Annotated in this window: 21 protein-coding genes and 1 riboswitch; of the genes, 3 read left to right on the top strand and 18 right to left on the bottom strand. The window is 36.1% G+C overall.

Annotated elements, in window-relative coordinates; translation table 11 throughout:
- Nucleotides 1-53 precede the first annotated feature (53 nt).
- The 6 genes from LLA01S_RS06005 to LLA01S_RS06030 all read right to left on the bottom strand — a co-directional run bounded on the left by LLA01S_RS06005 (nucleotide 54) and on the right by LLA01S_RS06030 (nucleotide 8,985).
- Nucleotides 54-3,110: a type I restriction endonuclease subunit R gene (locus tag LLA01S_RS06005; protein ID WP_061777996.1), complete on the bottom strand. Its 3,057-nt coding sequence runs from the start codon at nucleotides 3,108-3,110 to the stop codon at nucleotides 54-56.
- Complete coding sequence (locus tag LLA01S_RS06010; protein ID WP_032951076.1) at nucleotides 3,100-3,693, bottom strand: restriction endonuclease subunit S; 594 nt, start codon at nucleotides 3,691-3,693, stop codon at nucleotides 3,100-3,102. The genes LLA01S_RS06005 and LLA01S_RS06010 overlap by 11 nt, the downstream gene beginning before the upstream one ends.
- Before the next feature lie 174 nt (nucleotides 3,694-3,867).
- Nucleotides 3,868-5,376, bottom strand: coding sequence for an APC family permease (locus LLA01S_RS06015; protein WP_061777988.1), 1,509 nt, complete (start codon nucleotides 5,374-5,376; stop codon nucleotides 3,868-3,870).
- A 146-nt stretch (nucleotides 5,377-5,522) separates the two neighbouring features.
- On the bottom strand, nucleotides 5,523-6,158 hold the full coding sequence (locus LLA01S_RS06020; RefSeq protein WP_061777989.1) for an SDR family oxidoreductase: 636 nt from the start codon (nucleotides 6,156-6,158) through the stop codon (nucleotides 5,523-5,525).
- 65 nt (nucleotides 6,159-6,223) lie between these two features.
- Complete coding sequence (gene lepA / locus LLA01S_RS06025) at nucleotides 6,224-8,047, bottom strand: translation elongation factor 4 (protein ID WP_011676115.1); 1,824 nt, start codon at nucleotides 8,045-8,047, stop codon at nucleotides 6,224-6,226.
- Between the two features lie 272 nt (nucleotides 8,048-8,319).
- Nucleotides 8,320-8,985 (bottom strand): acetolactate decarboxylase, encoded by a 666-nt coding sequence (locus LLA01S_RS06030; RefSeq protein ID WP_011676114.1) that lies wholly within the window; start codon nucleotides 8,983-8,985, stop codon nucleotides 8,320-8,322.
- 98 nt (nucleotides 8,986-9,083) lie between these two features.
- On the opposite strand from LLA01S_RS06030, the gene murT reads away from it, so the two are divergent.
- Nucleotides 9,084-10,433: a lipid II isoglutaminyl synthase subunit MurT gene (gene murT / locus LLA01S_RS06035; protein WP_032951080.1), complete on the top strand. Its 1,350-nt coding sequence runs from the start codon at nucleotides 9,084-9,086 to the stop codon at nucleotides 10,431-10,433.
- The gene (gatD, locus tag LLA01S_RS06040; RefSeq protein WP_061777990.1) at nucleotides 10,434-11,219 is read left to right on the top strand and encodes a lipid II isoglutaminyl synthase subunit GatD; all 786 of its coding nucleotides are present in this window, start codon (nucleotides 10,434-10,436) and stop codon (nucleotides 11,217-11,219) included.
- Between the two features lie 77 nt (nucleotides 11,220-11,296).
- On the opposite strand, the gene LLA01S_RS06045 is transcribed toward gatD, so the two are convergent.
- The 5 genes from LLA01S_RS06045 to LLA01S_RS06065 form a co-directional block, all read right to left on the bottom strand.
- Nucleotides 11,297-13,903 (bottom strand): ABC transporter permease, encoded by a 2,607-nt coding sequence (locus LLA01S_RS06045; RefSeq protein WP_061777991.1) that lies wholly within the window; start codon nucleotides 13,901-13,903, stop codon nucleotides 11,297-11,299.
- Between the two features lie 3 nt (nucleotides 13,904-13,906).
- Nucleotides 13,907-14,599, bottom strand: coding sequence for an ABC transporter ATP-binding protein (locus LLA01S_RS06050; RefSeq protein WP_061777992.1), 693 nt, complete (start codon nucleotides 14,597-14,599; stop codon nucleotides 13,907-13,909).
- A 201-nt stretch (nucleotides 14,600-14,800) separates the two neighbouring features.
- Nucleotides 14,801-15,625, bottom strand: coding sequence for an NAD(+) synthase (gene nadE, locus LLA01S_RS06055; RefSeq protein ID WP_011676109.1), 825 nt, complete (start codon nucleotides 15,623-15,625; stop codon nucleotides 14,801-14,803).
- 56 nt (nucleotides 15,626-15,681) lie between these two features.
- A complete protein-coding gene (locus tag LLA01S_RS06060) occupies nucleotides 15,682-16,170 on the bottom strand; it encodes a GNAT family N-acetyltransferase (protein ID WP_021165243.1) in 489 nt (162 codons plus the stop codon).
- Nucleotides 16,167-17,639: a nicotinate phosphoribosyltransferase gene (locus LLA01S_RS06065; protein ID WP_061777993.1), complete on the bottom strand. Its 1,473-nt coding sequence runs from the start codon at nucleotides 17,637-17,639 to the stop codon at nucleotides 16,167-16,169. The genes LLA01S_RS06060 and LLA01S_RS06065 overlap by 4 nt, the downstream gene beginning before the upstream one ends.
- A gap of 582 nt (nucleotides 17,640-18,221) precedes the next feature.
- Here LLA01S_RS06065 and LLA01S_RS06075 point away from each other — a divergent pair.
- On the top strand, nucleotides 18,222-18,815 hold the full coding sequence (locus LLA01S_RS06075) for a nicotinate-nucleotide adenylyltransferase (RefSeq protein ID WP_014572526.1): 594 nt from the start codon (nucleotides 18,222-18,224) through the stop codon (nucleotides 18,813-18,815).
- A 14-nt stretch (nucleotides 18,816-18,829) separates the two neighbouring features.
- Here the strand turns inward: LLA01S_RS06075 and LLA01S_RS06080 are convergent, their stop codons facing one another.
- The 7 genes from LLA01S_RS06080 to LLA01S_RS06110 form a co-directional block, all read right to left on the bottom strand.
- Nucleotides 18,830-20,041, bottom strand: coding sequence for a voltage-gated chloride channel family protein (locus tag LLA01S_RS06080; RefSeq protein WP_011676104.1), 1,212 nt, complete (start codon nucleotides 20,039-20,041; stop codon nucleotides 18,830-18,832).
- Nucleotides 20,042-20,326: 285 nt separating this feature from the next.
- A riboswitch (Fluoride riboswitch) is annotated at nucleotides 20,327-20,401 on the bottom strand.
- Between the two features lie 43 nt (nucleotides 20,402-20,444).
- Entirely contained in the window at nucleotides 20,445-20,687 is a 243-nt protein-coding gene (locus LLA01S_RS06085; protein ID WP_011676103.1) for a DUF896 domain-containing protein, read from the bottom strand.
- Nucleotides 20,688-20,794: 107 nt separating this feature from the next.
- Entirely contained in the window at nucleotides 20,795-22,816 is a 2,022-nt protein-coding gene (gene glyS / locus LLA01S_RS06090) for a glycine--tRNA ligase subunit beta (protein ID WP_011676102.1), read from the bottom strand.
- Nucleotides 22,816-23,769, bottom strand: coding sequence for a glycine--tRNA ligase subunit alpha (gene glyQ, locus LLA01S_RS06095; protein WP_021165239.1), 954 nt, complete (start codon nucleotides 23,767-23,769; stop codon nucleotides 22,816-22,818). Before glyQ ends, glyS begins: the two co-directional genes overlap by 1 nt.
- Nucleotides 23,769-24,416 carry a GIY-YIG nuclease family protein gene (locus LLA01S_RS06100; RefSeq protein ID WP_061777994.1) on the bottom strand — a complete coding sequence of 216 codons (648 nt, stop codon included), beginning with the start codon at nucleotides 24,414-24,416 and terminating at the stop codon, nucleotides 23,769-23,771. The genes glyQ and LLA01S_RS06100 overlap by 1 nt, the downstream gene beginning before the upstream one ends.
- A 236-nt stretch (nucleotides 24,417-24,652) precedes the next feature.
- A complete protein-coding gene (locus tag LLA01S_RS06105) occupies nucleotides 24,653-25,420 on the bottom strand; it encodes a bifunctional UDP-sugar hydrolase/5'-nucleotidase (RefSeq protein WP_011676099.1) in 768 nt (255 codons plus the stop codon).
- Between the two features lie 108 nt (nucleotides 25,421-25,528).
- Nucleotides 25,529-26,548: a DUF475 domain-containing protein gene (locus LLA01S_RS06110; protein WP_032951092.1), complete on the bottom strand. Its 1,020-nt coding sequence runs from the start codon at nucleotides 26,546-26,548 to the stop codon at nucleotides 25,529-25,531.
- Nucleotides 26,549-26,604: the final 56 nt, after the last annotated feature.

The following is a 26,604-nucleotide window of genomic DNA, read 5'->3' on the forward strand; positions in this document are numbered from 1 at the left end:
AATTCGGGTTTATAATATAAATTCTTCATTTTTGCCGACTCCTCTAAAGGCTCTTACTCCCCTTGTTTAATCTCGTCCGCAAGGTCATAGAAGGCTTTACGAAAGGCACTGCGGTAGCGAAGCCAGCTCAAACTTGCGACTTCTTGCGCCGCAATCGAGGGATAATCTGCACGCGCATTGTTCATGATGGCGATGAGCTCCCCTTGTTTATCCATGTCCTCAAGGCCGTATTGATGTTTTTTGATAAGTTTGCCCAAGTCTTTAGGCATGATGCTATTATCTAAGCCCCAAGTACGGATAAAGTTTGTGATGAGTTGGATATTATTATCTCTTTGGGCTCGATCCATCGCTTCATTCATTTTTTCAGTATCCGTTGGTGTAGGATAGTGATCAAAAACATAAGCTTTCGTAAAGATTTGTGAAACAAAATGACGGACTTTGTTTTTTTCTTTTTCGTTATCACTTTTTGCGATTTCTAAATCAATCTCTTGTCGTGTATTGGCAGCATCATCCATCTGATCAGCATGGACTTCATCGGCCATTTTAGCAATCAACTCAACCAGATAGTCGTAGTTTATTTTTACCTCATGGATATGAACCATTGCCAAATCAACTTGAGAAATATCAATTTCTTCATGCTTCGCCCGACGTTCTTTCAGGTCTCCAGCAATTACGGTCGTAAGGAGAACTTCCTCATCTTCTGAGATTCCAAGTCTTTGGTAGAAGGCTTCTGCCTCTTCATAGGCAGAGACAGGTGTACCCTCATCATCTTTGGTATATTGTTTGAGCTGACTTAAAAGACGATTATAGTCTTTCAAACCTTCAAAAACTTCTTCTTGCGCTTTTTCACTCGGCGGTACTTGCACAAATCCTTCCGTCAATTTACCTAATTTTTCGATCACTGCTTTAAGCTCTGTTTCCACTTCGCTAAAAGATTTATTCAAAATACCAGATTCTTTGTTTTTTCGTTTGTAATCATCCAAGCTAAGTTGTTCATCCGCTGATGAGCGATTAGAATAGATGGCAAAAGCCTCATTCATTTCAAATTCATTTTGCTCAGGCCAACGATAATTGATTACATTACCCCAAGGCTTATCCGTTAAGTTGTGCATCCGATTCGTCCGCGAGTAGGCCTGAATCAGATTTCCACCTTTTAGTGTTCGGTCAATATAGAGGGTATTCAACTCTGGTGCGTCAAAGCCTGTAAGGAGCTGATCAATCACAATCACCAAGTCCAAATAATTTCTACCATCTGCTGTTTTATTTAAACGTCTGGCAAGATTATCTGTATAGCCCCGAACATTCGTCATATCGAAATCTTCACCAAAGAGTTGATTATAATGTTTGATTGCTCGGTGTAGATTTTCATTCGTTTTAAGCTGATTATTTCCGTTTGTAGTATCTGCCGAAAAACTCACAGCTACTTTTAAGCGTTCTTCCTCTGGACGTTTGGCATTTTCTCGCACAAAAGCATCGAAGTATTCCATTGCTCGTGGTGTGCTGGCTTTATTTCCCCCAACGTGCACAGTAAATAAGGCATTATATTTGCGGTTGTTAGAGCGCTCTTTCCAATGTTTAAAGATGTCTTCAACGACAAGATTGACGTGTTCTGGGCTGGTATCGTAGACGCTACCACGCAACTGATCATCAATTTCCTCTGCGGTAGGATTTTCGGGCGGCGTAATCGTTTCTTTAAATTCAACATTAAAACCTAACACATTCCGATCAGCTATTGCTTCTTTAATCGTATAAGCGTGTAAAATATCCCCAAAGATCTCACGTGTTTCTGGAAATTTCGGTGTTCCTGTGTAACCTACCCAAGCTGAGCTTGGAATAGCAGATCGGATATTTTCAAGCATTCCTTCATTACTTACACCATCACTCGTCGAACGATATGCTTCATCCACGATGAAGAGAATACGATCTCTCAGAGGTTTAAAATCTTCTCTTGTGACATAGCGAGACATTTTTTGAATACTGGTAACAAGAATGTTCTTATCACTCTTTTTCGTGAGCTGGCGGTGCAAGTCAGAGATATTTGCAGTATCACTCACTATCCCTATCTTCCCTTCAAAACCTGCCACTGGGTCGTAAGCCCGATAAGCATCAGCTGTCTGATTGGTTAAGGCAATCCGGTCAACAAGGAAAATTACCTTATCGACGTTTGACAATCGACTAGCAAGCCAAGCTGTTTTAAAACTCGTGATGGTTTTTCCGCTCCCTGTGGTATGCCAAATGTAGCCTAGTTTTCCATCATCAAAATTAAACTTAAACTTTTGAACTTTGTCTAGCACACGTTTTGTGGCATAAACTTGGTAAGGACGCATTACCTTAATACCCTCTTTGTTCTTGGTTCCGTCAAGTACCATATAACGGGTAGACAAATCATGAGCCATCGGAATCGAGAGCACTTTATCCGCAAAAGTTTTCCATGAGCGGACAGGTTGCGCATTCCCCTCATTTTGCCAATTGAAAGCAAAGGCACGATTAAAATTCTCTAGCTTGGTATTTGCCATATATTTAATTTCATAGGGTGTCATGGCAATCAAGATTTGTACGGTAGAAAAAATATCACTATACTGTTTTTCAGCGATATATTGTTCCATTTGGTTGAGCGACTCTCTAGTAGAGTGGAGCGCTTTTTTCAACTCTATTTGGATGATCGGTAAGCCATTGATGAGAAGGGTCACATCAAAGCGGCGATTTGGTTTTCCATCAACAACTTTTTTTCTTTCAATTTGATTAACAACTTGATAAGAAGTCGTCCCACCCCCGACCTTAGCTTGGTCAAATATTGTCAGAAAAACGTGGCGGCCATCATCCAAATCGACCTCAACTTCTGAAACACCATTTACGCCATACAAAAATTGACCTGCTTGATAAGGAGAAGAAATTGCAGTAATGACTTTTTTTACTTGGTTAAATTCAGTGACTGACAAGGGACGTTCAAGACGGGCTTGGTTATTACGTTCAATAATAGCTTTAAAATTTTCCCAAAGTTGCTCAGTCGTCTTAATTTCTGGACGATATTCCCACTGTTTGACACCACCAATATGAGCCAAATAGTCTACTACTTCTTGCTCAAATGCTAATTCGGATTTATTTTTCATTTTTATTTCCATCTTTGATTGCCCCTTCTAATAAAGAATATGAGAATTCTTCTAACGTTCTTGAAAACTGACTTAATTCACTTTGCAAACGTAAAGTTTCGATATAAATATTCCCAATTTTTTGTTGCTCAACAATTGGCAATAAAGGAATTTTGATATTTCCTAACGCTTTTAAAGGGATTTTTTGAATGACACCCGTTCCTTGCATTTCTTTTTCTTTTTGTCTTTTTACATCTTTAAAGACATTGAAAAGATACAAAAAATAATTTTTATCCAGTTGATCATTTTTAAATTCAACCTTGGTAAAGTTGATTGATAAAACTTTTCCTTTATTCTCTTTCCCAACCTTTGCAGCCATCTGTAAAGAATTATTAATTACGATATCTTCCTGTTCAGTTACAAAAGTCTTAGAAGCCATAGTTTCTGTTTTTGGCCTTGAAAAGGAATCTACATGGTTAAAATCATCCTCAAAAGAAGCTTGAGTATAATAATTAAAATCATTTACTTTAAATTGCTTATCTGCACGAGATTGATTAATCCCTGGCATGAACGTAACAAGTGCGTTTAGTTTTTTTATTTCCAATCATCAAACCTCTTTTGATTTTTTGTAATAACTGATTATTTCAACAAACCAAGTTTAACACTCTTAAACCAATTTGTCAATCAATAAAACGAAATATTGTTATATTTCATTTTATATAATAAAAAAAGTCTCAAAATCACTTGAGACTTTTTTTCAATTAGACATTAATCCATTCTATTGTTCTGTTTCTAAAGGAATATCCAAATCAAGGCTTGTTGCTTTTCTTTGTTCACGACGAGCAATGAAAGGTAAGAGCATTCCAAGTAAGATTAAAACAATTGGTGTCAAAATATTTGATGCGAGTTGGAACCACCATGCAGATGGATTAGCAGCATAGTCTAATTTTGGAACCATCCCTAACACGCAGGCGATGAGTGTAAATAGAAAACACCAAGCACCAGCAATCATGGCTAGACGTTTTTGTTTGATAAATTTATATTCAGATTGAAAATGTTTTACTGCCCGATTTAACATAATGAAGGCAAAGAAGACCCAAAGATAGCGCATTGGCATCACGACTGAGTTCAAGTTAGTCAACCATTTAACCAATTCATTCATATCACCGATTCCAAGTAACGGTAAAAGAATAATGATACTAACAAGGATTCCTGTTAATGTATAACCATTTTTAAGCGTTCCTTTGTTCGTTTTTTTACGCAACCATGCTGGAACATATTCTGGGTCAGCATCGGCAAGTAAAATACGTAATAGCGCATCAATAGAGAAAGCCAAGGCAGCGATTTGTCCTACACCATTAGTTAAAGCGTAGACAATCATTAAAAAGTTTCCGACACCAAAGTGTTGACCCAAGATTTGGAAGGCTGCATAAGCACCATTAGCCATCAAGTCATTTGGTAAATTACCACTTGAGAAAATCATTCCCATAGCAATTGAACCTAAAACGGCACAGATACCAACCATTCCAGCAAGTAAAAACATTCCTCTTGGAAATTCTTTTGCTGGATTTTTAGTTTGGTTAACATAAGGAGAAATTTTTTCAGCACCACCGACAGCAAAGACTAGCATTGAAATAGTTGTGAAATAACTAAAGTCAAATTTAGGAATATAAGTTTTAATATTTCCCATGTCAGGCGTTGCAATATGGAAATCTTTCGCGATAAAAGGTGCTCCAATCGCCATGACAATGAAAAGTAAACTCATAACAAACATTGCTGTTCCCGCAAGTCTACCAATAACTTTCAGAGTATTTAACCCTTTTGTCGATAGCCATAAGAAAGCTAAGAAAATTGCTAACGAAATAAGAGCAACAGCGGTCATCGACATTTGACTGACCAGATTCCCATTTCCTTGACCAACCCAGCCAAAAGCAATCAAGATTGCTTGGGGTTTTTGAGCCAAATAAGGAATATGAACCACCCAATAAGTCCACGCAGCATAGTAAGCTAAGCGTTTTGTACTGGTATTTTCAACCCAAGAACTTACGCCGCCCTTACTATCTTTGAAAGTTGAACCAAGTTGCCCAACAATCAATGCATAGGGAATAAAATACAAAGCTAAAATCAAAAGCCATGAAGTAACAACCGTAATTCCTTGTTGGGCAAAGTTGTTGACAACATTTCCCTTGCCCCAAACCATGTTGGAGGCAATAAATGCGACGGTAAACCATCTAATTTTTTTGTGTCCATAAAACTCCTTAAATTTTTTTGAATAAATCGCGGACATTGATAATTTATTGTTTAGCGCTTTCTTTTTAGCGTCATTAAAATTATAAAATATTACAGACCCTTCTGTCAATTTTTTACTGTAATCAAAAAAGATACTTAAATTTTTAAGTATCTTTTGAATATTAGCTCAATTTCAAAGACTATTTAAAGACTATCAAGTGCTTTTCTGATTGGTGTTTTCCCATTGTGCATCGAAATTACTTGTCCAATTGAACGATTGGTCATTACTAATTCCTTGATAGTAGCTGCCACATCTTCGATAGTATTGCTGGCAGAAACACCGTCGTTGATATCAATTAAGCCAGTTCCTTCTTCTTCTATCAAAGCTCCAGGTTGGATAATAGTATAGTCCAGAGTCGTTTCTTTAGTAAGGTATAAATCGGCAAAATGTTTAGCAATATAGTAATCTTTCAAAGCATCAAAACCAGCACCAATCCATTTTTCTGGTTGAAGAGAGAAGATGGTACTCAATAAGATAAATCGTTTGACTCCTGCTTTTTCAGTTGCCTGCATCAATTTTACAGCCCCATATAAGTCAACCTTCAATAAACTTTTTCCACCTGAACCTGAAACATTAATTACAAGGTCCAGTCCTTGTAATTGCTTGGACATTTCCTCTGGTGTCCAGTCAACATCAAAATGAACTGCATTTACATTATCATATTCAGGAACTTGCTCAATTTTTCTTGCCCCAGCATAGATTTGATGGCCCGTTGTTGAGAGGGATTTAATCAAGCTTTTACCTACACGTCCTGTACTTCCAACGATAAATATTTTCATTTTCTACCTCTTTTCTACTTCTTTTATTGTAAAAAAAACCACCTTGAAAGTGATTTTAAGATGTTTTATTCTTCGTCCATTGAGAGGACAGAGAGGAAGGCTTCTTGAGGGACTTCTACTGAACCAATGGCTTTCATCCGTTTTTTACCAGCTTTTTGTTTTTCAAGGAGTTTTCGCTTACGGGAAATATCTCCACCATAACATTTGGCCAATACATTTTTACGAAGAGCTTTAATGTCTGAACGAGCAACGATTTTGTTTCCAATGGTTGCTTGGATTGGAACTTCAAATTGTTGACGTGGAATGAGTTTTTTAAGTTTTTCAACAATTACTTTTCCGCGTTCAAAGGCAAAGTCTTTGTGGACAATGAAACTTAAGGCATCGACTTTTTCAGCATTTAAGAGAATATCCATTTTTACAAGATTTGATGGACGATAGTCAGAAATTTCATAATCAAAGCTGGCATAACCTTTAGTTGATGATTTAAGTTTATCAAAGAAATCAAAAACAATTTCACTCAATGGAATATGATAAATGATATTGACACGATTTGCATCTAAATAATCCATTGTTAGAAAAATTCCGCGTTTTCGTTGGGCCAATTCCATCACAGGACCAACAAAATCATTTGGCACCATGATTTGAGCTTTAACAAATGGTTCTTCAATATTTTCAATGCGTGTAGGATCTGGGAATTCCGATGGGTTAGCGACTTCTAATGTTTCACCATCTGTAGTATTAATATGATAAACAACGGATGGAGCAGTCATAATCAAATCAATACCAAATTCACGTTCTAAACGCTCTTGAATGACATCCATGTGCAAGAGGCCAAGGAAACCACAACGGAATCCAAAACCAAGAGCTTGTGATGTTTCAGGCTCAAAACGAAGACTAGCGTCGTTTAATTGAAGTTTTTCAAGGGCCTCACGGAGGTCGTTAAATTTATTTGATTCAATTGGGTAAATCCCAGCGAACACCATTGGGTTCATTTCCTTATAACCCTCTAGGGCTTCGGTCGCTGGATTTGAAGCGAGTGTCACTGTATCCCCAACACGTGTGTCAGCAACTGTCTTGATTGCGGCAGCAACATAACCAACATCTCCAGCCATCAAGAAATCACGGGCAACTGCTTTTGGTGTGAAAATCCCAACTTCTGTAACATCAAATTCTTTGCCGTTACTCATCAGTTGAATACGATCTCCAACCTTGACTGAACCGTCAATCACACGAATTTGAAGAATAACTCCTCGATAAGCATCATAAACTGAGTCAAAAATTAGAGCTTTGAGAGGCGCGTCAACTTCACCTTGAGGAGCTGGAACTTTTTCGACGATTTGTTCAAGAATTTCTTCAATTCCAATTCCAGCTTTAGCAGAGGCAAGAACCGCTTCGGAAGCATCTAAACCAATCACATCTTCAATTTCTTGGCGAACCATTTCTGGGTCAGCAGCTGGTAAGTCAATTTTATTGATGACTGGTAAAATTTCGAGGTCATTATCCAAAGCAAGATAAACGTTAGCGAGGGTTTGAGCTTCGATTCCTTGGGCGGCATCAACAACTAAAATTGCCCCTTCACAGGCAGCAAGACTTCGTGAGACTTCATAAGTGAAATCGACGTGCCCTGGCGTGTCAATAAGGTGGAAAATATAAGTTTCGCCATCTTTAGCTTTATAGTTCAGTTCGATAGCATTTAATTTAATGGTAATCCCACGTTCACGTTCAAGGTCCATTGAGTCTAAAAGTTGGGCTTGCATTTCACGTTTTGAGACAGTTTCAGTTTGCTCGAGAATACGGTCAGCAAGGGTTGATTTCCCGTGGTCAATATGGGCGATAATCGAAAAATTACGAATTTTTTCCTTACGCGCGTTCATTTCTTGTAAATTCATTTTGATTCCTTTATAAGAGTTCTTGTGACTTAAAATTTAATTTTGTCCACTGAACTTCCATTTCGCTTTTTTATAACTAAAAATCAGTTAGAATAATTATAGCATATTTTGCAATAAAAAACCGCTCTTTTTATGTAAGGAGCAGTTCCGTGATAGCTATAATAACTTTACTTTAAAGCAAAATATTCTATAAATTACATTTTATTAAAACTAATAGTTTCTCTCTGAATAAGAGTAAAATTATAGAAACTTGTCTTATATGTTAGACAAAATTATTGAAATAAGTGCTGGTCAAAATTTTCATCCTCATCAGGAAATTCTTGTTCAATTTGGGTAATTTTGCCAAGTTCAATCGCAAGATTTTCAGTGATGAAATTTTGGACATGAGCCGTAAATGTTTTATCCTCACTGACAAAATGCAAATGAAAACCAATTCCGAAAAGGTCAGTCAGATGTTTGGGTGCCCAAACACCAAGCATCGTACCAGAGATATTTTCTTTTGTAAAATAAGGTTGGTCAGCCATAATTTCATCATAAGGACGAGTGTTATTGGCGGGCTTGCTACTGACGGTCACTTCTTTAAATTGACCGGTCATGACAATCGTATAAGCAGTATTTGCCGTTGGAAAACGCTTAGTCAGCGCTGACAGAAAATCTTCTGAGTTACTGACAGAGTTGTCAGTAAATTTAACGATGGGTTGATGTTCAACCATTGCCACATAAGGCATCGTTTCATTTTCTTCAACTAATCTGACTTGATTTTCTGAGTCACCGTGATAGGCGATGCCATCAATGATTGTCACCTCGCCATTTGCCGTATCAAGCGTACCGATACCGACTTTGCCGTGTGTTAGTGCTTCTTTGAGGGTAATTGTACCTTTGTAAAAGCCGATAGAGAGTGTCGTAAATGTATTGTGTTGGAATATTCTGCTATTCATAATGATATTATTTTATCACTTTTTTTTGTTAATAGTATCAAATATGTTTTATAAATTTTATAGAGCAAAAAATCCCTGTATTTGGTATAATATTGCTTATGACAATAAAAACTTCATTTGCAAAGTTTGCTGGTAATTCATCGCGCTTTGTCTTGGAAAAATTTTTCAAGCGTGGCTCAACTTTACCAGGAAAAATTGCTTTAAAATTTGACCCTGAAATTCTTAAATCACTGACCAAAAATTATGAAATCATTGTTGTGACTGGGACCAATGGAAAAACATTGACCACAGCTTTGACCGTGGGAATTTTAGAAAAGGCTTTTGGACCAGTTGTGACAAATCCAACTGGAGCCAATATGATCACGGGGATTGTATCTACCTTTTTGAAAGCTCCCAAAGCGAAAACTGGCGAAAAGAAATTTGCTGTCCTTGAGATTGATGAAGCGAGTTTGCCAAAAATCACTGAATACATCAAACCTTCATTATTTGTTTTCACAAATATTTTCCGTGACCAAATGGACCGCTATGGAGAGATTTACACCACCTACGATTTCATCGTCAAAGGTGCGGCAAATAGCCCTAAAGGTACTGTTTTATTAAATGGTGATAGTCCACTTTTCAACTCAAAAAAATTAGTTAATCCTGTAAAATATTATGGCTTTAACCACGAAAGTCATGAAGCTACTCATGCTCATTACAATACCGAGGGGATTGTTTGTCCAGTTTGTCATCATATTTTGGCTTACAAGATGAACACCTATGCTAACTTGGGAAATTATATTTGTGAAAATTGTGGCTTTAGTCGTCCAGAATTAGATTATCAACTGACAGAATTATCCGAGATTACAAATACTTCTTCTAAATTTATCATTGATGGGACAGATTATAAAATCAATGTCGGTGGACTTTATAACATCTACAATGCCCTTGCTGCTGTCTCTGTTGCTGAATATTTCAATGTGCCAAAAGAAACAATTGCGGCTGGTTTTGAACTTTCCAAAGCAGTTTTTGGTCGTCAAGAAACTCTTGAAATCGATGGAAAAAAAGTAACCATTGTTTTGATAAAAAATCCAGTAGGTGCGAATCAAGCCCTTGAAATGATGAAATTAGCCAATTATCCTTTCACTTTAGTTAGCCTTTTGAATGCCAATTATGCTGACGGAATTGACACAAGTTGGATTTGGGATGCTAATTTTGAATTAATTAATGACATGGAAATTGACCAAATTATCACAGGCGGTGTTCGTTCATCTGAAATGGCTAGACGTATGCGAGTGACTGGATTTGATGCCCAAAAGATTTCCGAGCGTAAAGAACTTTCAGAAGTATTAGAGGCAATCAAAGAAAGTCAAAAAGATCATGTCTATATTTTGGCAACTTATACTGCCATGTTGCAAATGCGTGAACTACTGGCTGAAAGTCATTATCTTGGAAAGGAAATGCGTTAAATGGCATATATCTCTTTAAAATCAAATCTTGAACATCCAAATTATGCCCTTAATGTGGCTCACCTTTATGGTGATTTAATGAATACTTATGGTGATAATGGAAATATTCTCATGCTCAAGTATGTTGGAGAAAAATTGGGGGCAGAAATGACCTTCAATATTGTTTCTTTAGGCGACACTTTTGCTAAAGAAGATTACGACCTTGTTTTTTGGGGAGGCGGTCAAGATTATGAACAAGAAATTATCGCTGACCAATCACTGCTTGACTTGTCAGCACCTTTAAAAGATTACATTGAATCTGAGAAACCACTTCTTGCAATTTGTGGTGGTTATCAAATGCTCGGTCAGTATTATGTTAATTCCGAAGGGACAAAAATTCAGGGGACAGGAATTCTTGGACATTATACTGAAAATTTGCGAACTGACCGTTTTATTGGCGATATTGAAACTCATAATGAAGAATTTGGCGAAACTTACTATGGTTTTGAAAATCATTCAGGAATTACCTACCTCTCTGATGATGAAAAACCCTTAGGAACCGTCGTTTATGGTGGCGGAAATAATCCAGATGACCAAACTGAAGGTTTAATTTACAAAAATACTTTTGGAACTTATTTCCATGGTCCAATTCTTTCAAGAAATGTCCGTCTGGCTTATCGTTTAGTGACTACTGCTCTTTACCAAAAATATGGTGAAGAAATTCAACTCCCTGCTTTTGAAGATATTTTAGCTGACGAAGACAAAGGTCAACAAATTGGAGACCTTAAACGTAAAGTTGAAAAATAATAAAAAAAATTACTGACAGAAATTTCTGTCAGTAATTTTTTTTATTTTTTAAAAAGCTATCAGTAAAATTTTTATGATTAATCTACTGATTTCAGAGCTCCAAGCATATCCACGGCTTTTAATTTGAAATGAACAACAAGCGCCAGCAAAAGAGTGGTCGCAAAAGTAATCGCTGCTGATAACAAAAGATTTGTCCACAGTAGCCCCGGTGCAAACATGATTTGATCAGCTGACAATTGGTTCATAATAACCTGATGGAAATAATCCCCTAGACCAAAACCTACCAAAATCCCCAAAAAACTTAATAAAATCGTTTCCCGATAAATATAAAGTGTGACTTCACGGTCATAAAATCCTAAAACTTTGATTGTCGCTAATTCACGAATTCTCTCGGAAACATTGATATTTGTTAAATTATAGATGACAACAATCGCAAGCAGAATGGCACAAGTAATCAAAACAATCATGACACTATTAATGCCATACATAAAGGATTCAATCACTTTTTTAAGGTCACTATTTTGTGAAATAGCCTGAATTCCGTTTTCTTGCATCAATTGAGCCGACATCTTTTGAATATTATTTACAGAGGCATTTTTTAACTTAATCAATTGACCATTGGTCATAAAATCTTTTTTAAAAACTTTCTGGTAAACCGATTGGTTCATGAAAATATAATGGCCCATATACATTTCAGTAATTGCCGACACTTTTATCCTTACAGGCTTATTTTCATCATCTTTAAGCGTCAAAGAATCTCCAACTTTTAGACCTAAAAGTTCCGCAAATTTCTCCGAAATGACTGCTCCAGAATCATTTAATACAATCTTTTGATTATTTTTACGAGATTCTAAACTAACATATTTTGATAAATCATCAGATTGATTCGTCGCAATTAAGCTGACCTCTTGCTTTTCTAATTTTCCACTGGCTTCTTTTTCTTTGTCACTAACTTTATTTTTTTCAATGGCAATCATATCATAATGCAAAATTTGCCCAAATTGTTTTGATGCAAGTCCAGAAATCGAATCACGAATCCCAAATCCCATGACAAGTAAAGCCGTACATCCAGCGACACCAAAGATGGTCATTAACATCCTTTTTTTATAACGGAAAAGATTTCGAGCCGTCACTTTGTAAGTAAAACTCATTCTTTTCCAAATAAAATCAATTTTCTCTAAAAGAATGCGTGAACCTGCTTTTGGCACTTTTGCTAAAAATAAACTAGCTGGTACTTCCTTTAATTCTTTTCGGACAACCCAGTACGCTGGTAAAAGACTACAAGCAATGGCAATGGCAAAAGCGACTATTGTCCATAGGGGTGAGAAAGTTAAGCGCAAATTACTAAAGGTAGATGAAGCCGTGTAAGCATTAAATACCGCAAGCGGTAAAAAAGTATGTCCGATAATTGTTCCTACTAAAGCACCTAGACCACTAGAAACTAAACCATAGACCATAAATTTCTTACGAATCTCACGATTTGAATATCCCAAAGCCTTAAGTAAACCGAGGTTCCCTCGTTCTTCTTCAACAAAACGGGTCATTGTTGTCAAACTGACTAATAAAGCAATGGCAAAAAGGACAACCGGAAAAATATTTGAAAGACTGTCAATTCTTGTTGAATCCTCCAAAAAAGTTTTGTAACCTGGATTTCCTTCTTTACGATTATTAATCTGATAAGTTGGTTCTTCAAGTTGATTTAAAGCTGCTTCTTTTTTAGCCAGCTCTGCTTTAGCCGATGCAAGCTTTTCTTTTCCAGCATCAATTTGATTTTGAGCCCCATTAAGTTGCTCAATAGTCTGCGCTGATGAAGACTCGCCTATTTGATTCTTTTGAGCAATTAATTGATTTTCTTGCTGCTTTAGTTGACTTTCTTCATGGGAAATTTGACTTTTAGCCTCAATAATCTGTTTTTCTGGGTCCACTTTAAGTGCTGCCAAACGTTTCTCAGGTTGATTTTTAAATGTATTTTCTAAAGCTTTTTGTTCTCTTTTTAGTCGATTATCGTACTTGTCATCAAAAATGGAGATATTTTGTAAATTTTTATAAGATAAACGAGCAATCATATAAACTTTAGAATCAAAGGCATCCTTAGTCACAAGCCCATAACCATTTAGCTTCCCAGTCCCTACCGTCGTTGCGCCAAAATTACTCTTATCGACATATTCACTAGATTTAACAAATCCAACGATTTTAAAAGAATGATTTTTTAACAGATCAGAATCCTCAGATTTAGGAGGGGTAAAATCAATGCTTTGGCCTATTTTATACTGACTATCATATAAATAATCCAAGGCAATTTCTGAATTGCTTTGAGGCAACTTGCCAGACATTAACTCATAGGTTGACAATTCATCTGGCTTAGAAAATAAGCGTAGACTGCTTTCTTTTCCCTTGATTACCAAATCCTGAAAGTAGCCGAATTCTGCTTTTTTTAAGCCTTTTGTTTCATTAATCAGCCTTTGGTCAGTCTCATCCAATCCTAAAGTTGAAGTTACCGTTAAATCTGCTAACTGATGCTGCCGATAAAACTCTTCCGCAGTTGCCCTCATATCCGGACCAGAAACTTTTAATCCGACAAAAGCAAAAGTTCCTAAAAGCATCAAAGAAAAAATAGAGATGAAACGACCTAATGAACCCGTAATTGACCTACGAATTTCTTTGTTTAAGGTTTTTTTCCGCATAAGTCACCACTCAATTCTATCAATATCTTCTGGTTGGCTATTATTTTCAATTTTTCCATCATGCATCTGAATCACTCGATTGGCAATTGGTGCAATGGCAGCATTATGAGTGACAATAATAACCGTTTTCCCTTCCTTTCTGGCCATATCTTGAAGAATTTTTAAGATTTGTTTTCCTGTGTGATAATCCAAAGCTCCAGTGGGTTCGTCACAAAGTAAGATTTTAGGATTTTTAGCTATAGCACGCGCAATGGTCACTCTTTGTTGCTCACCTCCTGAAAGTTGCGAAGGAAAATTATGAATCCGATGTTCCAATCCGACACTTTTCAAAACCTCTTTAGCATCTAGTGCATTCTCAACAATTTCAGAAGCTAATTCGACATTTTCTAAAGCCGTTAAATTATTGACAAGATTATAAAATTGAAAAACGAAACCAACAGCATATCGTCGATAAGTAATCAATTCTTTATTTGAAAAATTGGAGATCTTTTCCTTGTCAATAATGACCTCTCCTTCATCATTTGTGTCCATTCCCCCTAAGATATTTAGAACTGTCGATTTACCAGCACCAGAGGAACCTAAAATGACAGCCAACTCTCCTTTTTCAATTTCAAAATTCACTTGGTCATTGGCATAAATTTTTTCTTGTCCTGATTGATAGATTTTAGATTCATTAATCACTTCAATAAAAGTCATTATTTCCCTCCTTTAATTGTAAACGCTTTATTAAATTATAACATAATTGGCCTTTACTTTTTATCTATGTCCTCAGTTTTTTAATATAAAAATTACTGACAGAAATGAAAAGTTACTGACGAAACTCCCGTCAGTAACTTTTTATCCACCGATTCAACACTCACTTTGGTCGTGTTGAACTGTCAGTAATTATATTTATTTTTATTTCCAGAAATCATCAAAGATACTGATTGGTAAGTGACGTTTATGTTGCGTTTTATTCCACCAAGCTTCGATTTTGGCCTTAGCATCCTCAGAAATCACCTTTCCTTCTGTATAGTCATCAATATCATTATAAGTCACACCAAGTGCAATCTCATCGGCAAGTCCAGGCTTACCTTCTTCAAGGTCAGCAGTTGGAACTTTTTCATAGATTGCTGGGTCAGCACCAAGTTCTGCTAAAAGTGCTTTACCTTGACGTTTATTCAAACGGAAAAGTGGCAATAAGTCAGCTCCACCATCACCAAATTTCGTGAAAAATCCAGTAATATTTTCTGCTGCATGGTCTGTTCCAAGAACAGCACCTTGATATTGTCCAGCCACAGCATATTGGGTAATCATACGTTGACGGGCTTTAATATTTCCTTTATTGAAGTCTGAAACCTCAACACCTGCTTCATTTAGAGCCGCTACTTGTCCTTCAACAGCTGCTTTGATATTTACTGCCAAACTGACATCTGGCTTAATAAAGGCAAGCGCACGTTGAGCATCTTCCTCATCGGCTTGCACACCAAAAGGCAAACGTACAGCAACAAATTTATAAGAAGCATCAGCTGTTTCTTGTCGCATTTCTTCGATAGCAATCTGAGCTAAGCGGCCTGCTAAACTTGAATCTTGTCCGCCAGAAATTCCAAGGACAAATGATTTGATGAATGGATACTTTTTAAGATAATCTTTCAAAAAATCAACTGACACTCTAATTTCTTCTTTAGGATCAATAATTGGTTTCACACCAAGTTCTTTAATAATTTCTTCTTGTAATGTCATTTTCTCTTCCTTTCACTGACAGCTATAAAATTTTACTGACAGCTCCACAACAACTTTTAATCTAAAATTTTACTCATGTAAAATTCATCAATAAATTCTCCATCGACACACATAGACTCGCGACGAACACCTTCAATTGTAAAGCCTTGCTTTTGAAAAAGGGCAATAGCCGCATAGTTATTAATCATTACGGTCAGCTCTAAACGTTTTATTTCTTTTTCTTTAGCCCATCTATCAAGTTCTGCAAAAAATTGGGCTCCAATACCTTGATGCTGAAATTCTTCAATGATACCAACAACCACATAGGCTGTATTTCTAATCCGATTGGCATTTCCTCTTTTAGCTGACAGAAATCCAACGAATTTTCCCTCAACATCAGCACCAATTAAAAAATCAAAATGTGAAATATGACCAATTGTACGACTAAAATCAAATCGTCGCTCATCTGGCTCAAGCATCATGAACTTACTTTCAATATCCAATTGCTTTTGGACATCCCAAAAAAGTCGTGCATCACTGAGGTCTATTCGTCTTATTCTCATCATTCATCATCCAATCTCGTCATTGATACTGTTGTACGCACCTGTGAAATTAGGCGCATTTTATGATTCCATAATTCTTGTGACAAATCTACTGGGTAAGGTTGAGGATTCAAATCACGCTTATATTCATCCCAAAGCTCCTCAAGGTTTTCACGAGCAAATGTTTTAATTTCCTGTAGTTCCGGAAGTTGATAAATAAGCTCACCATCAATAAAAATATCTTTTAAAAGTGGATTAGCATTGAAATCCCGAACATTTTTATTAATGTATGTATAGAGCGGGTGGAACATGTAGATTTCTTCTGCTACATCTGGACGCTCGTCAGAAAAAGTGATATAATCTCCCTCTGATTTTCCATCTGCTTTTTTGGTGATGCGCCAAACTTGCTTTTTACCTGGTGTCGATACTTTTTCCGCATTACTTGAAAGCTTAATCGTATCTTGCATTTCTCCGTGTTCATCTTCCATAGAAACTAATTTATAAACCGCACCAAGCGCTGGTTGGTCGTAGGCGGTAATTAATTTTGTTCCGACTCCCCAAACATCAATTTTTGCTTTTTGCATTTTCAAACTTAAAATAGTATTTTCATCTAAGTCATTTGAAGCATAAATCTTTGCGTCAGTAAAGCCAGCTTCATCAAGTTGCTGACGAACTTTTTTCGAGATATAAGCCATATCTCCTGAATCAATTCGGACACCTTGAAAATTAATTTTATCGCCAAATTCACGCGCCACTTTAATCGCTGACGGAACCCCAACACGTAAAGTATCATAAGTATCAACGAGGAAAACACAATCTTTATGCGTTTGAGCATAAGCCTTAAAAGCTTCATAGTCATTACCATAAGATTGAACTAAAGCATGCGCATGTGTTCCACTTGCTTTCAAGCCAAAGATTTTAGCCGCCCGAACATTTGATGTCGCATCAGCTCCCCCGATAACCGCAGCTCTTGTTCCCCAAATTGCTGCATCCATTTCTTGAGCTCTTCTTGTACCAAATTCCAACAAAGGGTCTTCCCCAATTACAGATTTGATACGGGCGGCTTTTGTTGCTATCAGAGTTTGGAAATTAATAATATTTAAAGTAGCTGTTTCTACCAACTGGCATTCCGCAAGTGAACCTTCAATCTGAACCAAAGGTTCATTTGCAAAGGCAAGTTGACCTTCTTGCATGGCTCTGACTGTTCCTGTAAAGCGTAATTCTTTTAAATAATTTAGAAAATCTTCTGGATAGTCTAATTCACGCAAATAGGCGATATCTGTTTCCGAGAATTTGAGATTCTTTAAATATTCAACCATTCGCTCTAAACCAGCAAAAACAGCATAACCATTTTTAAAAGGCATCTCACGGAAAAAAACTTCAAAGACTGCATGGCGCTGGTGTCTTCCAAGCTCAAAGTAAGTTTGCATCATATTAATTTGATATAGGTCCGTATGTAATGTAAGACTGTCGTCTTGATATAGATGTGGCATAATTTTTTCTCCCATATTCACTTTCGCTAATCACACCGATTTTAACGCAATTCTAATCTTTATTTTATCAAATTTTGCCCTAAATTTGTACTGGGAACCCTTTACAAAAGCACAATAAATAAATATTTAGCTATTCTTCATTTCTATTTTTTATTTCCCTTTATAATTTTTAGAAACCAATGCTATTTTTTGCTCCACTTATGTTTTTTATACTACAATGGAAGTAATGGAGAAAGGAGAGGATTATGATTAGTTATCTAAAAAAACTACTTAAACAAAATGATAGTGTGAAAATCCACTTAATAGACGGAACAGTCGTCTCTGCCTTACATTTCAAGAAAGGTTACAGCAATGGAAATTGTCTCGTAATTGATGAGGATAATGTCGAACACTACCTTAGTAGCAGATACATTGTTCAAATAGAATCTTAAACCAAAAACTCCATAAGGAGTTTTTCTTTAATTTCCCTAAATGCAGCAAATCATTTCTATAGATTGCGGTAAGCTATGGTACAATATAAAATGACTGATTCAAATCATTGGTACATTAAATATTCATAAAAAATTAAGGAGAAAGCCCCTTATGGGTAAAGGAAACAGAAAAAAAATAGGGTTGTTGGGAGGAAATTTTAATCCCATTCATCACGCTCATTTAATGATGGCTGACCAAGTGGCTCAACAAATGAATTTGGATCAGGTCTTACTCATGCCTGAAAACATTCCACCTCATGTTGATGAAAAGGAAACAATTTCTGCAAAACATCGAGTTAAAATGCTTGAGCTTGCCATCAAAGGCAACCCTAGACTTGGTCTCGAATTGATTGAAATTGAGCGTGGCGGAAAATCCTATAGTTATGATACCCTCAAACTCTTGACGAAAGCTAATCCAGATACTGATTATTATTTCATTATCGGCGGCGATATGGTGGAATATCTTCCAAAATGGTATAAGATTGATGAATTAATCGAACTAGTTAAATTTATCGCGATTAGGCGAACTGAAAAAAATATTGAGAGCCCTTATCCTGTCCAATGGTTAGAAGCCCCACTTCTACCAATCTCTAGCACAATGATAAGAGAAATGTTTGTTCAAAATATTAAGCCAACTTACCTCCTCCCTCAAGACGTTATTAACTATATAGAAACTGAAAAATTATATAAAAAAAATGACCAATAATGGTCATTTTTTATTTAAACTTCCAAATTTAGAACTTCTTGTGCGTAAATTGATGAATTTCCATTCAAAACATAAGCGATAGTCATAATTGGTAAAATATATTGAACTGAACCAAAGCCAAAGACCTCGGCGGCAATAAAGATAGGTCCAAAATATGAATTTGTTGCAGCAGAAAAGATTGAAACATAACCTGCAGCTGCTACAAATTCAACAGGCAAACCAAACAGCATTGCCAAAGCCGCACCTAGTGTGGAACCAATCGCAAAAAGCGGTGTCACTTCCCCTCCTTGGAACCCTGCAGAAATAGACAAAACCGTAAAGATCAATTTTAAAATCCAATCATATCCATTGATATGACCACCATTAAAACTCAAACCAATCAAATTCGTCCCAAGACCAGCATAACGATCCATATGAATAACGAGTAAACCAATCGAGATGACAATTCCCATTAAAATAATTCTTTGATAAGGATTAGCAATTCTTTTTGCAACTGTTGCTTTCATAAAGGCTAGAGATTCTGCAAAAAATCTCCCCACCAAGCCAAAACATACTGCGATGATGGCCAATTTTAAAAGAACTAAGGGGTCAAGATGAATGTTAGTATTGATCGCGAAAGAAAATTTTTCTAATCCTAGATAATTTGAAGTCCAACTTGCGACATAGGAACCAACTAAGGCTGGAATCAAAGCTCTGTATTCTATTTTTCCTAACATCAAAATTTCAATGGCAAAAAAAGTTGCCGCGATTGGCGTTTGAAAAAGAGCAGCAAAACCAGCAGCCATACCAGTAATCAAAAGAATCTTTTTAGCTTCTTTTGCTGAAAGTTTTTTACCAATCGCATGACCAATGACGCCACCGATTTGAACGGCAACCCCTTCACGTCCGACACTGGCACCAAATAAATGAGAAAGCCAAGTTGAGAAAACAATCAGCGGAACAAGACGCTTTGGAATATCTTCTCGCCCATGATTTCCCGCTTCAAAAATTAGTCCCATGCCTTTTTGACTATCTTTACCAAAATTTTTATAGAGATAGACAATCAAGAGACCAGCTAAAGTTAAAAATGGAATCAAATAAAGGGCATGTCCATCTCTAAATTCGGTAATATAGATAAGACCTCGACCAAAAATCGCATCAACCACCCCAATTAAGCCACCAATAATTACAGCTAAGAAGACATATAAAATTGCACTTCTGGAAATTCCTACTTTAAAAAAATTCATTTTTGAAACTCCTATAATCTAATATTTAACACGACCTGATAAAAATACAATCCTATCTGTAAGCGCTGAAGCGCCAACAGCTACGCTTTGACGAAGCGAAAACGATATTTTTTCGCCAAGTAGGTAGTAAAAACTCTAGCATCTCCTCATAGGGAGACGCGTCTGCCCCTTTTCTGCTTATCACTTGATTTTGTCGCTTCAAAATTTAGAATGATAGCAGATTAGGGGCAGCTGAATTTTACAAAACAAAAGGCGCTACAAACAGGACTGCTTAAAAACAGCCTTTTGTTTGTAGGCGCCATTAGTTTTAAGATTTTATTCTTAAAGCTGTTTCGGGTGTGCACCATACCCATCATTATTAATATTTATTTTAACATTTTATGAAATATTTGCAAGAAAAAGCTCAGTCACGCATGCCATTTTTCCGTTGAATTTCTTTGAGTTTGTCAGGAGTCACATCTTCTCCCGTTTTTTCATCAATGACTTTGATTGTTTCAACTTGTGAACGGAAATTTGCTTTAACACTATCAAGATAAGCTCGACGTAAAAAGGCTTGTTCTTCAAGTTCTGCTTCTGATAAACCTTCGGCTTTTTTCTTACGCGCCAATTCATTAATGCGTTCTACTTGTTCATTTGTAATTGTCATTTCTTAATTCCTTTTCGTAAATGTTTTTAAAATTACTGACAGAATTTATTTTTACTGACAGCATTTAAAAGGGCTTTGCAACTCTCCGTCAGTAAATAAGTCAGCTTTTATTTTGTATTAATCAAAGAAAAATCAGCCATAACACTTGTTAATGCAACAACTTCTGACAATAAGGCAATCCGATTATCACGAACAGCTAAATCTTCGGCCATAACCATCACATTATCAAAGAAAGCTTCAATTGCAGGAGCAAGCGTATGAACAATTGCTCGGAATTTTTCTTCACATGGCTTATAAGTCCATTGATTTTGCAGAGAAATAACGGCATCATAAAGTGCTTGTTCAGTATCTTCTTCAAAAAGTGCTGGATTAATTTCAGCAATATCAGCTGCTTTTTTAACTAAATTAATTGAACGTGAAACATTTTCAATCGCTGGTTTAAATGGTTCGTGAAGTTTATGACCATCAATAACAAATGCTGATTCCATCATATTTGTAATATCAAAGTTTGAGCTATTAATTGCTGCTTCAACAATATCATAACGGTCTAATTTTTCAAGCAAAAGTTTTTGAACGCGTGCTTTGACGAATTCCAAAATTTCAGCATGATTTTGACCCTCAAATTGGTCGATAAATAAAGATAGGTCGAAATGCCAATTCATTTTTTCGATAATTCGAATCAATCCTTGTACTGCACGACGTAGCGCATAAGGGTCATTTGAACCAGATGGAATCAAACCAACATTAAAGAAAGAAAGGACTGAATCAATTTTATCTGCTGCTGCAAGAACAGAACCAACTTTTGTTTCAGGTAATTGGCCGTCAGCTGAGGTCGGCATGTAATGTTCACGAATAGCCGCAGCAACATTTGCATTTTCCCCTGCTAAAAGAGCGTATTTTTCACCCATCACGCCTTGCAATTCATCAAATTCTCCAACCATTCCTGTCAAAAGGTCAAATTTATAAATTTCAGCGCTACGAGCCACGTCTACTTTTTCTTCATCTGTTAAACCAGCAATATCAGCTAATTTAGCAGCAATTAATTTTGTTCGTGCCATATGTTCAGTGATTGAACCAATTTTTGCATGGAAAGTTACTTTACCAAGTTTAGCCACTAAGTCTTCAATCTTAAGTTTTTGATCTTCTTTCCAGAAGAATTCAGCATCTTCAAGACGAGCAACCAAGACTTTTTCATTTCCAAGCACTACATTTTCAATATGTTCGGCATTCCCATTACGAACCGAAATAAAGTTAGGAGCCAATTGGCCTTCTTGGTTATAAACTTCAAAATAACGTTGATTATCACGCATTGATGTCACTAAAACTTCTGCTGGAACAGACAAATATTTTGGATCAAATGAGCCTACAAAGGCTGTTGGATATTCAACAATATTATTTACTTCTTCTAATAAATCTTTATGAAGAGTAACTTGCCAATTATTTTCAGATGCAAGAGCCAAAATTTGTGCAGATATTTCTGCTTTACGATGTTCAGCATCAACTAAAACAAAATTTTCTGGCATTTTGCTAGCATAATCATTGGCATTTTTGAGTTCAATCTCAACATTTGCCAAGAAACGATGACCACGTGAAAAACGATTGGCGGTCACATCTAATAAATCAAAAGCAACGATTTCATCTTCTAAAAGTGATACGATCCATTGTATAGGACGAACAAATAAGAAATCATTATTTCCCCATTTCATATAAGTTGAGAAGGTCATTTTTGCAATGACTTCATCCCCAACTTTAGAAAGAATTTCTTCTGCTTTTACACCATCAACATGTTTTTTAGCATAATAATAATCACCCTTAAGGATTAAATCATCCGGAGTCGCTCCTTGACCACGTGAAAAACCTTGAATCGCTTTTGACCAATTTCCTTCAGCGTCTTTAGCAATTTTTGCAGAAGGACCTTTAACTTCTTCATCAATCGCTTCTGATGATTCTGACAGCCCTTCAACAATAAGAGCTAGGCGGCGTGGTGTTGAAAATTTAATGATTTTATCAAATTTCAAACGGTTTTCATTAAGAAATGCTTCCATTCGTTCAGCCAATTGATTGATTGAAGGAGTCACCAAATGTGCTGGAATTTCTTCCAAACCAATTTCAAGTAAGTAATTTGTCATTATTTTTCTTCTCCTTCTACAATCTTAGTATATTTTCCTTTTTTACCGAGATATTTTTCACGTAAGGCTTCATCTTTTAAGAGTGGGAAGCCAAGTTTCGCACGTTCTTCAATGAAAGTTTTAGCTACTTTACGTGCCATCTTACGCACACGATGCATATAACCGGCACGCTCTGTTACAGATACCGCTCCACGCGCATCAAGCAAGTTAAAGGTATGTGAAGATTTCAAAATATAATCATAAGCTGGGTGAACCAAACCTTTATCAAGTAAATCAAGGGCTTCTTGTTCATACTCACCAAAAAGTTTAAGTAAAAGTTCTTGATTTGATTCTTCAAAAGCGAATTTAGAATGTTCGTATTCAGGTTCTTTGAAGATATCACCATAAGCCACACCATTTCCCCATTCAAGGTCATAAACAGAATCAACCTCTTGAATAACTGTCGCAATACGTTCCAAACCATAAGTGATTTCAGATGTTACTGAATCAACTTCAATTCCGCCAACTTGTTGGAAATAGGTGAATTGTGTACATTCTTGTCCATCAATCCAAACTTCCCAGCCAATACCAGCACAACCCATTGATGGATTTTCCCAGTTGTCTTCAACAAAACGAATATCATGTTCCAAAGCATCAATACCAAGTGCTGCTAAACTTTGAAGATAAAGTTCTTGGATATTTTTTGGTGAAGGTTTTAAAACAACTTGAAACTGGTGATGTTGGAACAAACGGTTTGGGTTTTCACCGTATCGACCATCTGCCGGGCGTCGTGAAGGTTGCACGTAGGCTGCTCCCCATGGCTCAGGACCATTTGAACGCAAGAAAGTATAAGGACTCATTGTCCCTGCTCCTACTTCATTATCATAGGCCTGCATCAGGTTCGCTCCTTGTTTAGACCAGAAGCCTTGTAGAGTCAAGATAATATCTTGAAATGCTAGTTTTTTATTTGCCATTATTCTAATTCTCCTCGTAAAAATAATAATTGATATTGTCGATATGCTTGACTAATATCGAAACTTGAATAGTTAACATAAACATTAATGTCCTTTTCAATAGCTACCGTCATCGTTCGCCCATTGCCAGCTAGTTTAGGAATTGGATAAATTTTTATTTTACCAAAATTTTTATTTCTAGCAGAAACTTTGGAGGAATTCAAACCGATATACTTTCTTAATATGCCTGGATTTTTGTCGTGCTCTTCTTTAATAAATTCTACTAATTGACCACGAGTTATATGTTCATGTTTATCAGTTTCTATAACAGACTTTGAATTTACTTTGAGCCTAGTTAAAGATATATTTTCCTCTATACCAGCTAATTCTCGAATATAAGAAAAGTGTTCTTTTATTTTATCATCTGAAACAATAAAAAATTCCCGACTTTCATTATAACGGTATTCTTTAAATAATGTATGTAATAGTTTTTCTACTATTTTATAGTTTTTCACTCTTACAGTATCAATAATTTCAAAATCTTTAGGTACGCTTGTATTCAATGAAAATAATCTTTTCTTCATCGTATCAGATGTTATCCCAATTTTTACATACATTCTAAAAAGAGGATTTCGAATTGCATAAACAGTTCCTTCTTCTTTAACCACTTCTTCCTCCTTTCTACAGAAATTCAAAAAACCGTACATTCACACGCTCGTCATTTTTCAGAAAATCTGAAAAGAGACAAAGGGTGCACATGCACGGTTCCACCTTTATTTTTTACTTTATTTGTGTTCATTACGATTTTAAATTAAGCCATTTTCTTTCTCGAACTTTCACTATCTTCGAGTCGCTACCTATAAATTCTAGCGCTATTTTCTCATTTTGTCAAGATAAAATAAACTTATCCATAATTAACACTTTCAAATACTTCGTGATATTTTTCCTGAGCTGTCAGTAACTTTCCTTGCTCATCAACTTCTAGCTCTAATTCAAAGATGGAAGGAAAATCAGCCATTGTCTGGACCATAAGTGTTTTTTTCCATTTATTAATTGTTTTATCTGTCTTATAAGTTGCTCTGTCAATAATGACATCAATTTCAGGAAATTTTTGAGCTAAAATTTGATTCTCATCTTGCCCCAGTTGACTGAGTAGAATAATAAGGTTTGCTTCTTTCTTTTTTAGCATTTTTACAATAAACTCAGTTCTGTCAGAAGGATTGGTAAAAATCGTGTCCGAACTCGGGCAAGAATCGTAAACCGTACTCATTGGAGTCAGTCCAAAAATCCCAATCTTGCCAAATTTACTTTCTTTCAGTAAATAAGGTAAAAATTTTCCATTTTTTTCAAAAGTATTTAATATTTCATCTTTTTCAATCTGGACATTCGCAGCTAAAACTGGAAAATCTAATTGCTTGAGAAATTTAGCAAGACCTTGTGAGCCTTCATCAAATTGATGTTCCCCTATTGCTATCGCATCATATTTAAGCTTTTTTAAAAAATTTTTTTCATCATTTTGATAATTTGACTTGCTAAAATTTATATCAGTAGCTCCTAGAAATAATGTTTCCTCTGCGGTTTTTTTATTTCTCTCCTTAATTTCATCTATCAAAGAATAATGATTATTAGAGTTCAAAATAATATTATTTGTATGTAAAATGGTAAGTTTCATTATTATAACCAACCCTATATATAGTATTTAATACTTATATTTTATCACAAAAATACCATATATTGTGTTTCTTGAACATTTTCTATAAAAAAATGACTAAAGTCACTTTTAATGGTTGCGATTGTAGATTACACTGGACACAAACGAAAGAATAATAAGAATAGCTCCAGTAAGTCCTGTTACCACTTCACCAATTTCCCATTTGATACTCACTAAAATCAGAAAAGCAAGTGTCAGAATAGCCCAATGAGCTCCATGCTCAAGATAGACTAAATCATTCAAAGTTCCATTTTGAACTAGATAGAGCGTAAGACTTCTTACAAACATGGCCCCAATCACGCCAAGTCCTAATAATATAATAATTGGATCTGCCGTTATGGCAAAAGCACCAATAACTCCATCAAAACTAAATGAAGCATCAATAACTTCCAAATATAAGAAAAGTGCCAACCCTGCTTTACCCGTGGCAACAACAAAGTGCGTAGAGGTTGCGGCTTTTGAATGGCTCATCGTTTCGCCAAAGCCATCGACGAGCATAAAAGTTAAAATCCCAAGTATCCCTGCAAATAAAACAGCATGGGAATCTTTAGCGATAAACTCAGAAGTAATCAACAAGATAATGATTGAAATAATCGCATTCGCTGCTGGAAAGTGACCTATTTTTTGCAAGAATTTTTCTGGCAATTTCAACCAAGTGTGAGCGCGATCATCAAAGAAAAATCCTAAAGCAAGCATTAGGAGAAACATTCCACCAAAGGCTGCAATTTGAGGGTGGGCATGATGTAAAATATAGCCATAAGTTCCTGCTGTACTTGGATTTCCTTTTTCTAAAGCTAATCTTAGAGCACTAATTGGGTCTATTTGTGCAGATACTCCAACGATCAACAAAGGGAAAACCAAACGCATTCCAACTACTGCAATCAAAACTCCTAAAGTCAGGAATGTCTTTTGCCAGGCCGGACTCATCCGCTCTAAAATCCGTGCATTAACAATGGCATTATCCATAGATAAAGAAATTTCTAGCACGGCAAGAATGAGTGTAATAAAAAGCCCATTCCATCCGCCATAAATAAACGCGATGATTAGGGCAATTAAACTAACAATAATTGAGCCTCTGAATATTTTCATAAATCCTCTTTTCTAAAACGGCCTTGACCACCATTTTATCATACTTCTAAGAGGAT

Origin of the sequence: Lactococcus cremoris subsp. cremoris NBRC 100676 (assembly GCF_001591705.1) — a bacterium.
Lineage (GTDB): Bacteria > Bacillota > Bacilli > Lactobacillales > Streptococcaceae > Lactococcus > Lactococcus cremoris.

Coding starts and splice junctions, on each gene's coding strand:
- LLA01S_RS06005 (WP_061777996.1), bottom strand. CDS start 3,110: ATGAAAAATAAATCCGAATTAGCATTTGAGCAAGAAGTAGTAGACTAT.
- LLA01S_RS06015 (WP_061777988.1), bottom strand. CDS start 5,376: ATGTCCGCGATTTATTCAAAAAAATTTAAGGAGTTTTATGGACACAAA.
- LLA01S_RS06020 (WP_061777989.1), bottom strand. CDS start 6,158: ATGAAAATATTTATCGTTGGAAGTACAGGACGTGTAGGTAAAAGCTTG.
- lepA (WP_011676115.1), bottom strand. CDS start 8,047: ATGAATTTACAAGAAATGAACGCGCGTAAGGAAAAAATTCGTAATTTT.
- LLA01S_RS06030 (WP_011676114.1), bottom strand. CDS start 8,985: ATGAATAGCAGAATATTCCAACACAATACATTTACGACACTCTCTATC.
- murT (WP_032951080.1), top strand. CDS start 9,084: ATGACAATAAAAACTTCATTTGCAAAGTTTGCTGGTAATTCATCGCGC.
- gatD (WP_061777990.1), top strand. CDS start 10,434: ATGGCATATATCTCTTTAAAATCAAATCTTGAACATCCAAATTATGCC.
- LLA01S_RS06045 (WP_061777991.1), bottom strand. CDS start 13,903: ATGCGGAAAAAAACCTTAAACAAAGAAATTCGTAGGTCAATTACGGGT.
- LLA01S_RS06050 (WP_061777992.1), bottom strand. CDS start 14,599: ATGACTTTTATTGAAGTGATTAATGAATCTAAAATCTATCAATCAGGA.
- nadE (WP_011676109.1), bottom strand. CDS start 15,625: ATGACATTACAAGAAGAAATTATTAAAGAACTTGGTGTGAAACCAATT.
- LLA01S_RS06060 (WP_021165243.1), bottom strand. CDS start 16,170: ATGATGAGAATAAGACGAATAGACCTCAGTGATGCACGACTTTTTTGG.
- LLA01S_RS06065 (WP_061777993.1), bottom strand. CDS start 17,639: ATGCCACATCTATATCAAGACGACAGTCTTACATTACATACGGACCTA.
- LLA01S_RS06075 (WP_014572526.1), top strand. CDS start 18,222: ATGGGTAAAGGAAACAGAAAAAAAATAGGGTTGTTGGGAGGAAATTTT.
- LLA01S_RS06080 (WP_011676104.1), bottom strand. CDS start 20,041: ATGAATTTTTTTAAAGTAGGAATTTCCAGAAGTGCAATTTTATATGTC.
- LLA01S_RS06085 (WP_011676103.1), bottom strand. CDS start 20,687: ATGACAATTACAAATGAACAAGTAGAACGCATTAATGAATTGGCGCGT.
- glyS (WP_011676102.1), bottom strand. CDS start 22,816: ATGACAAATTACTTACTTGAAATTGGTTTGGAAGAAATTCCAGCACAT.
- glyQ (WP_021165239.1), bottom strand. CDS start 23,769: ATGGCAAATAAAAAACTAGCATTTCAAGATATTATCTTGACTCTACAA.
- LLA01S_RS06105 (WP_011676099.1), bottom strand. CDS start 25,420: ATGAAACTTACCATTTTACATACAAATAATATTATTTTGAACTCTAAT.
- LLA01S_RS06110 (WP_032951092.1), bottom strand. CDS start 26,548: ATGAAAATATTCAGAGGCTCAATTATTGTTAGTTTAATTGCCCTAATC.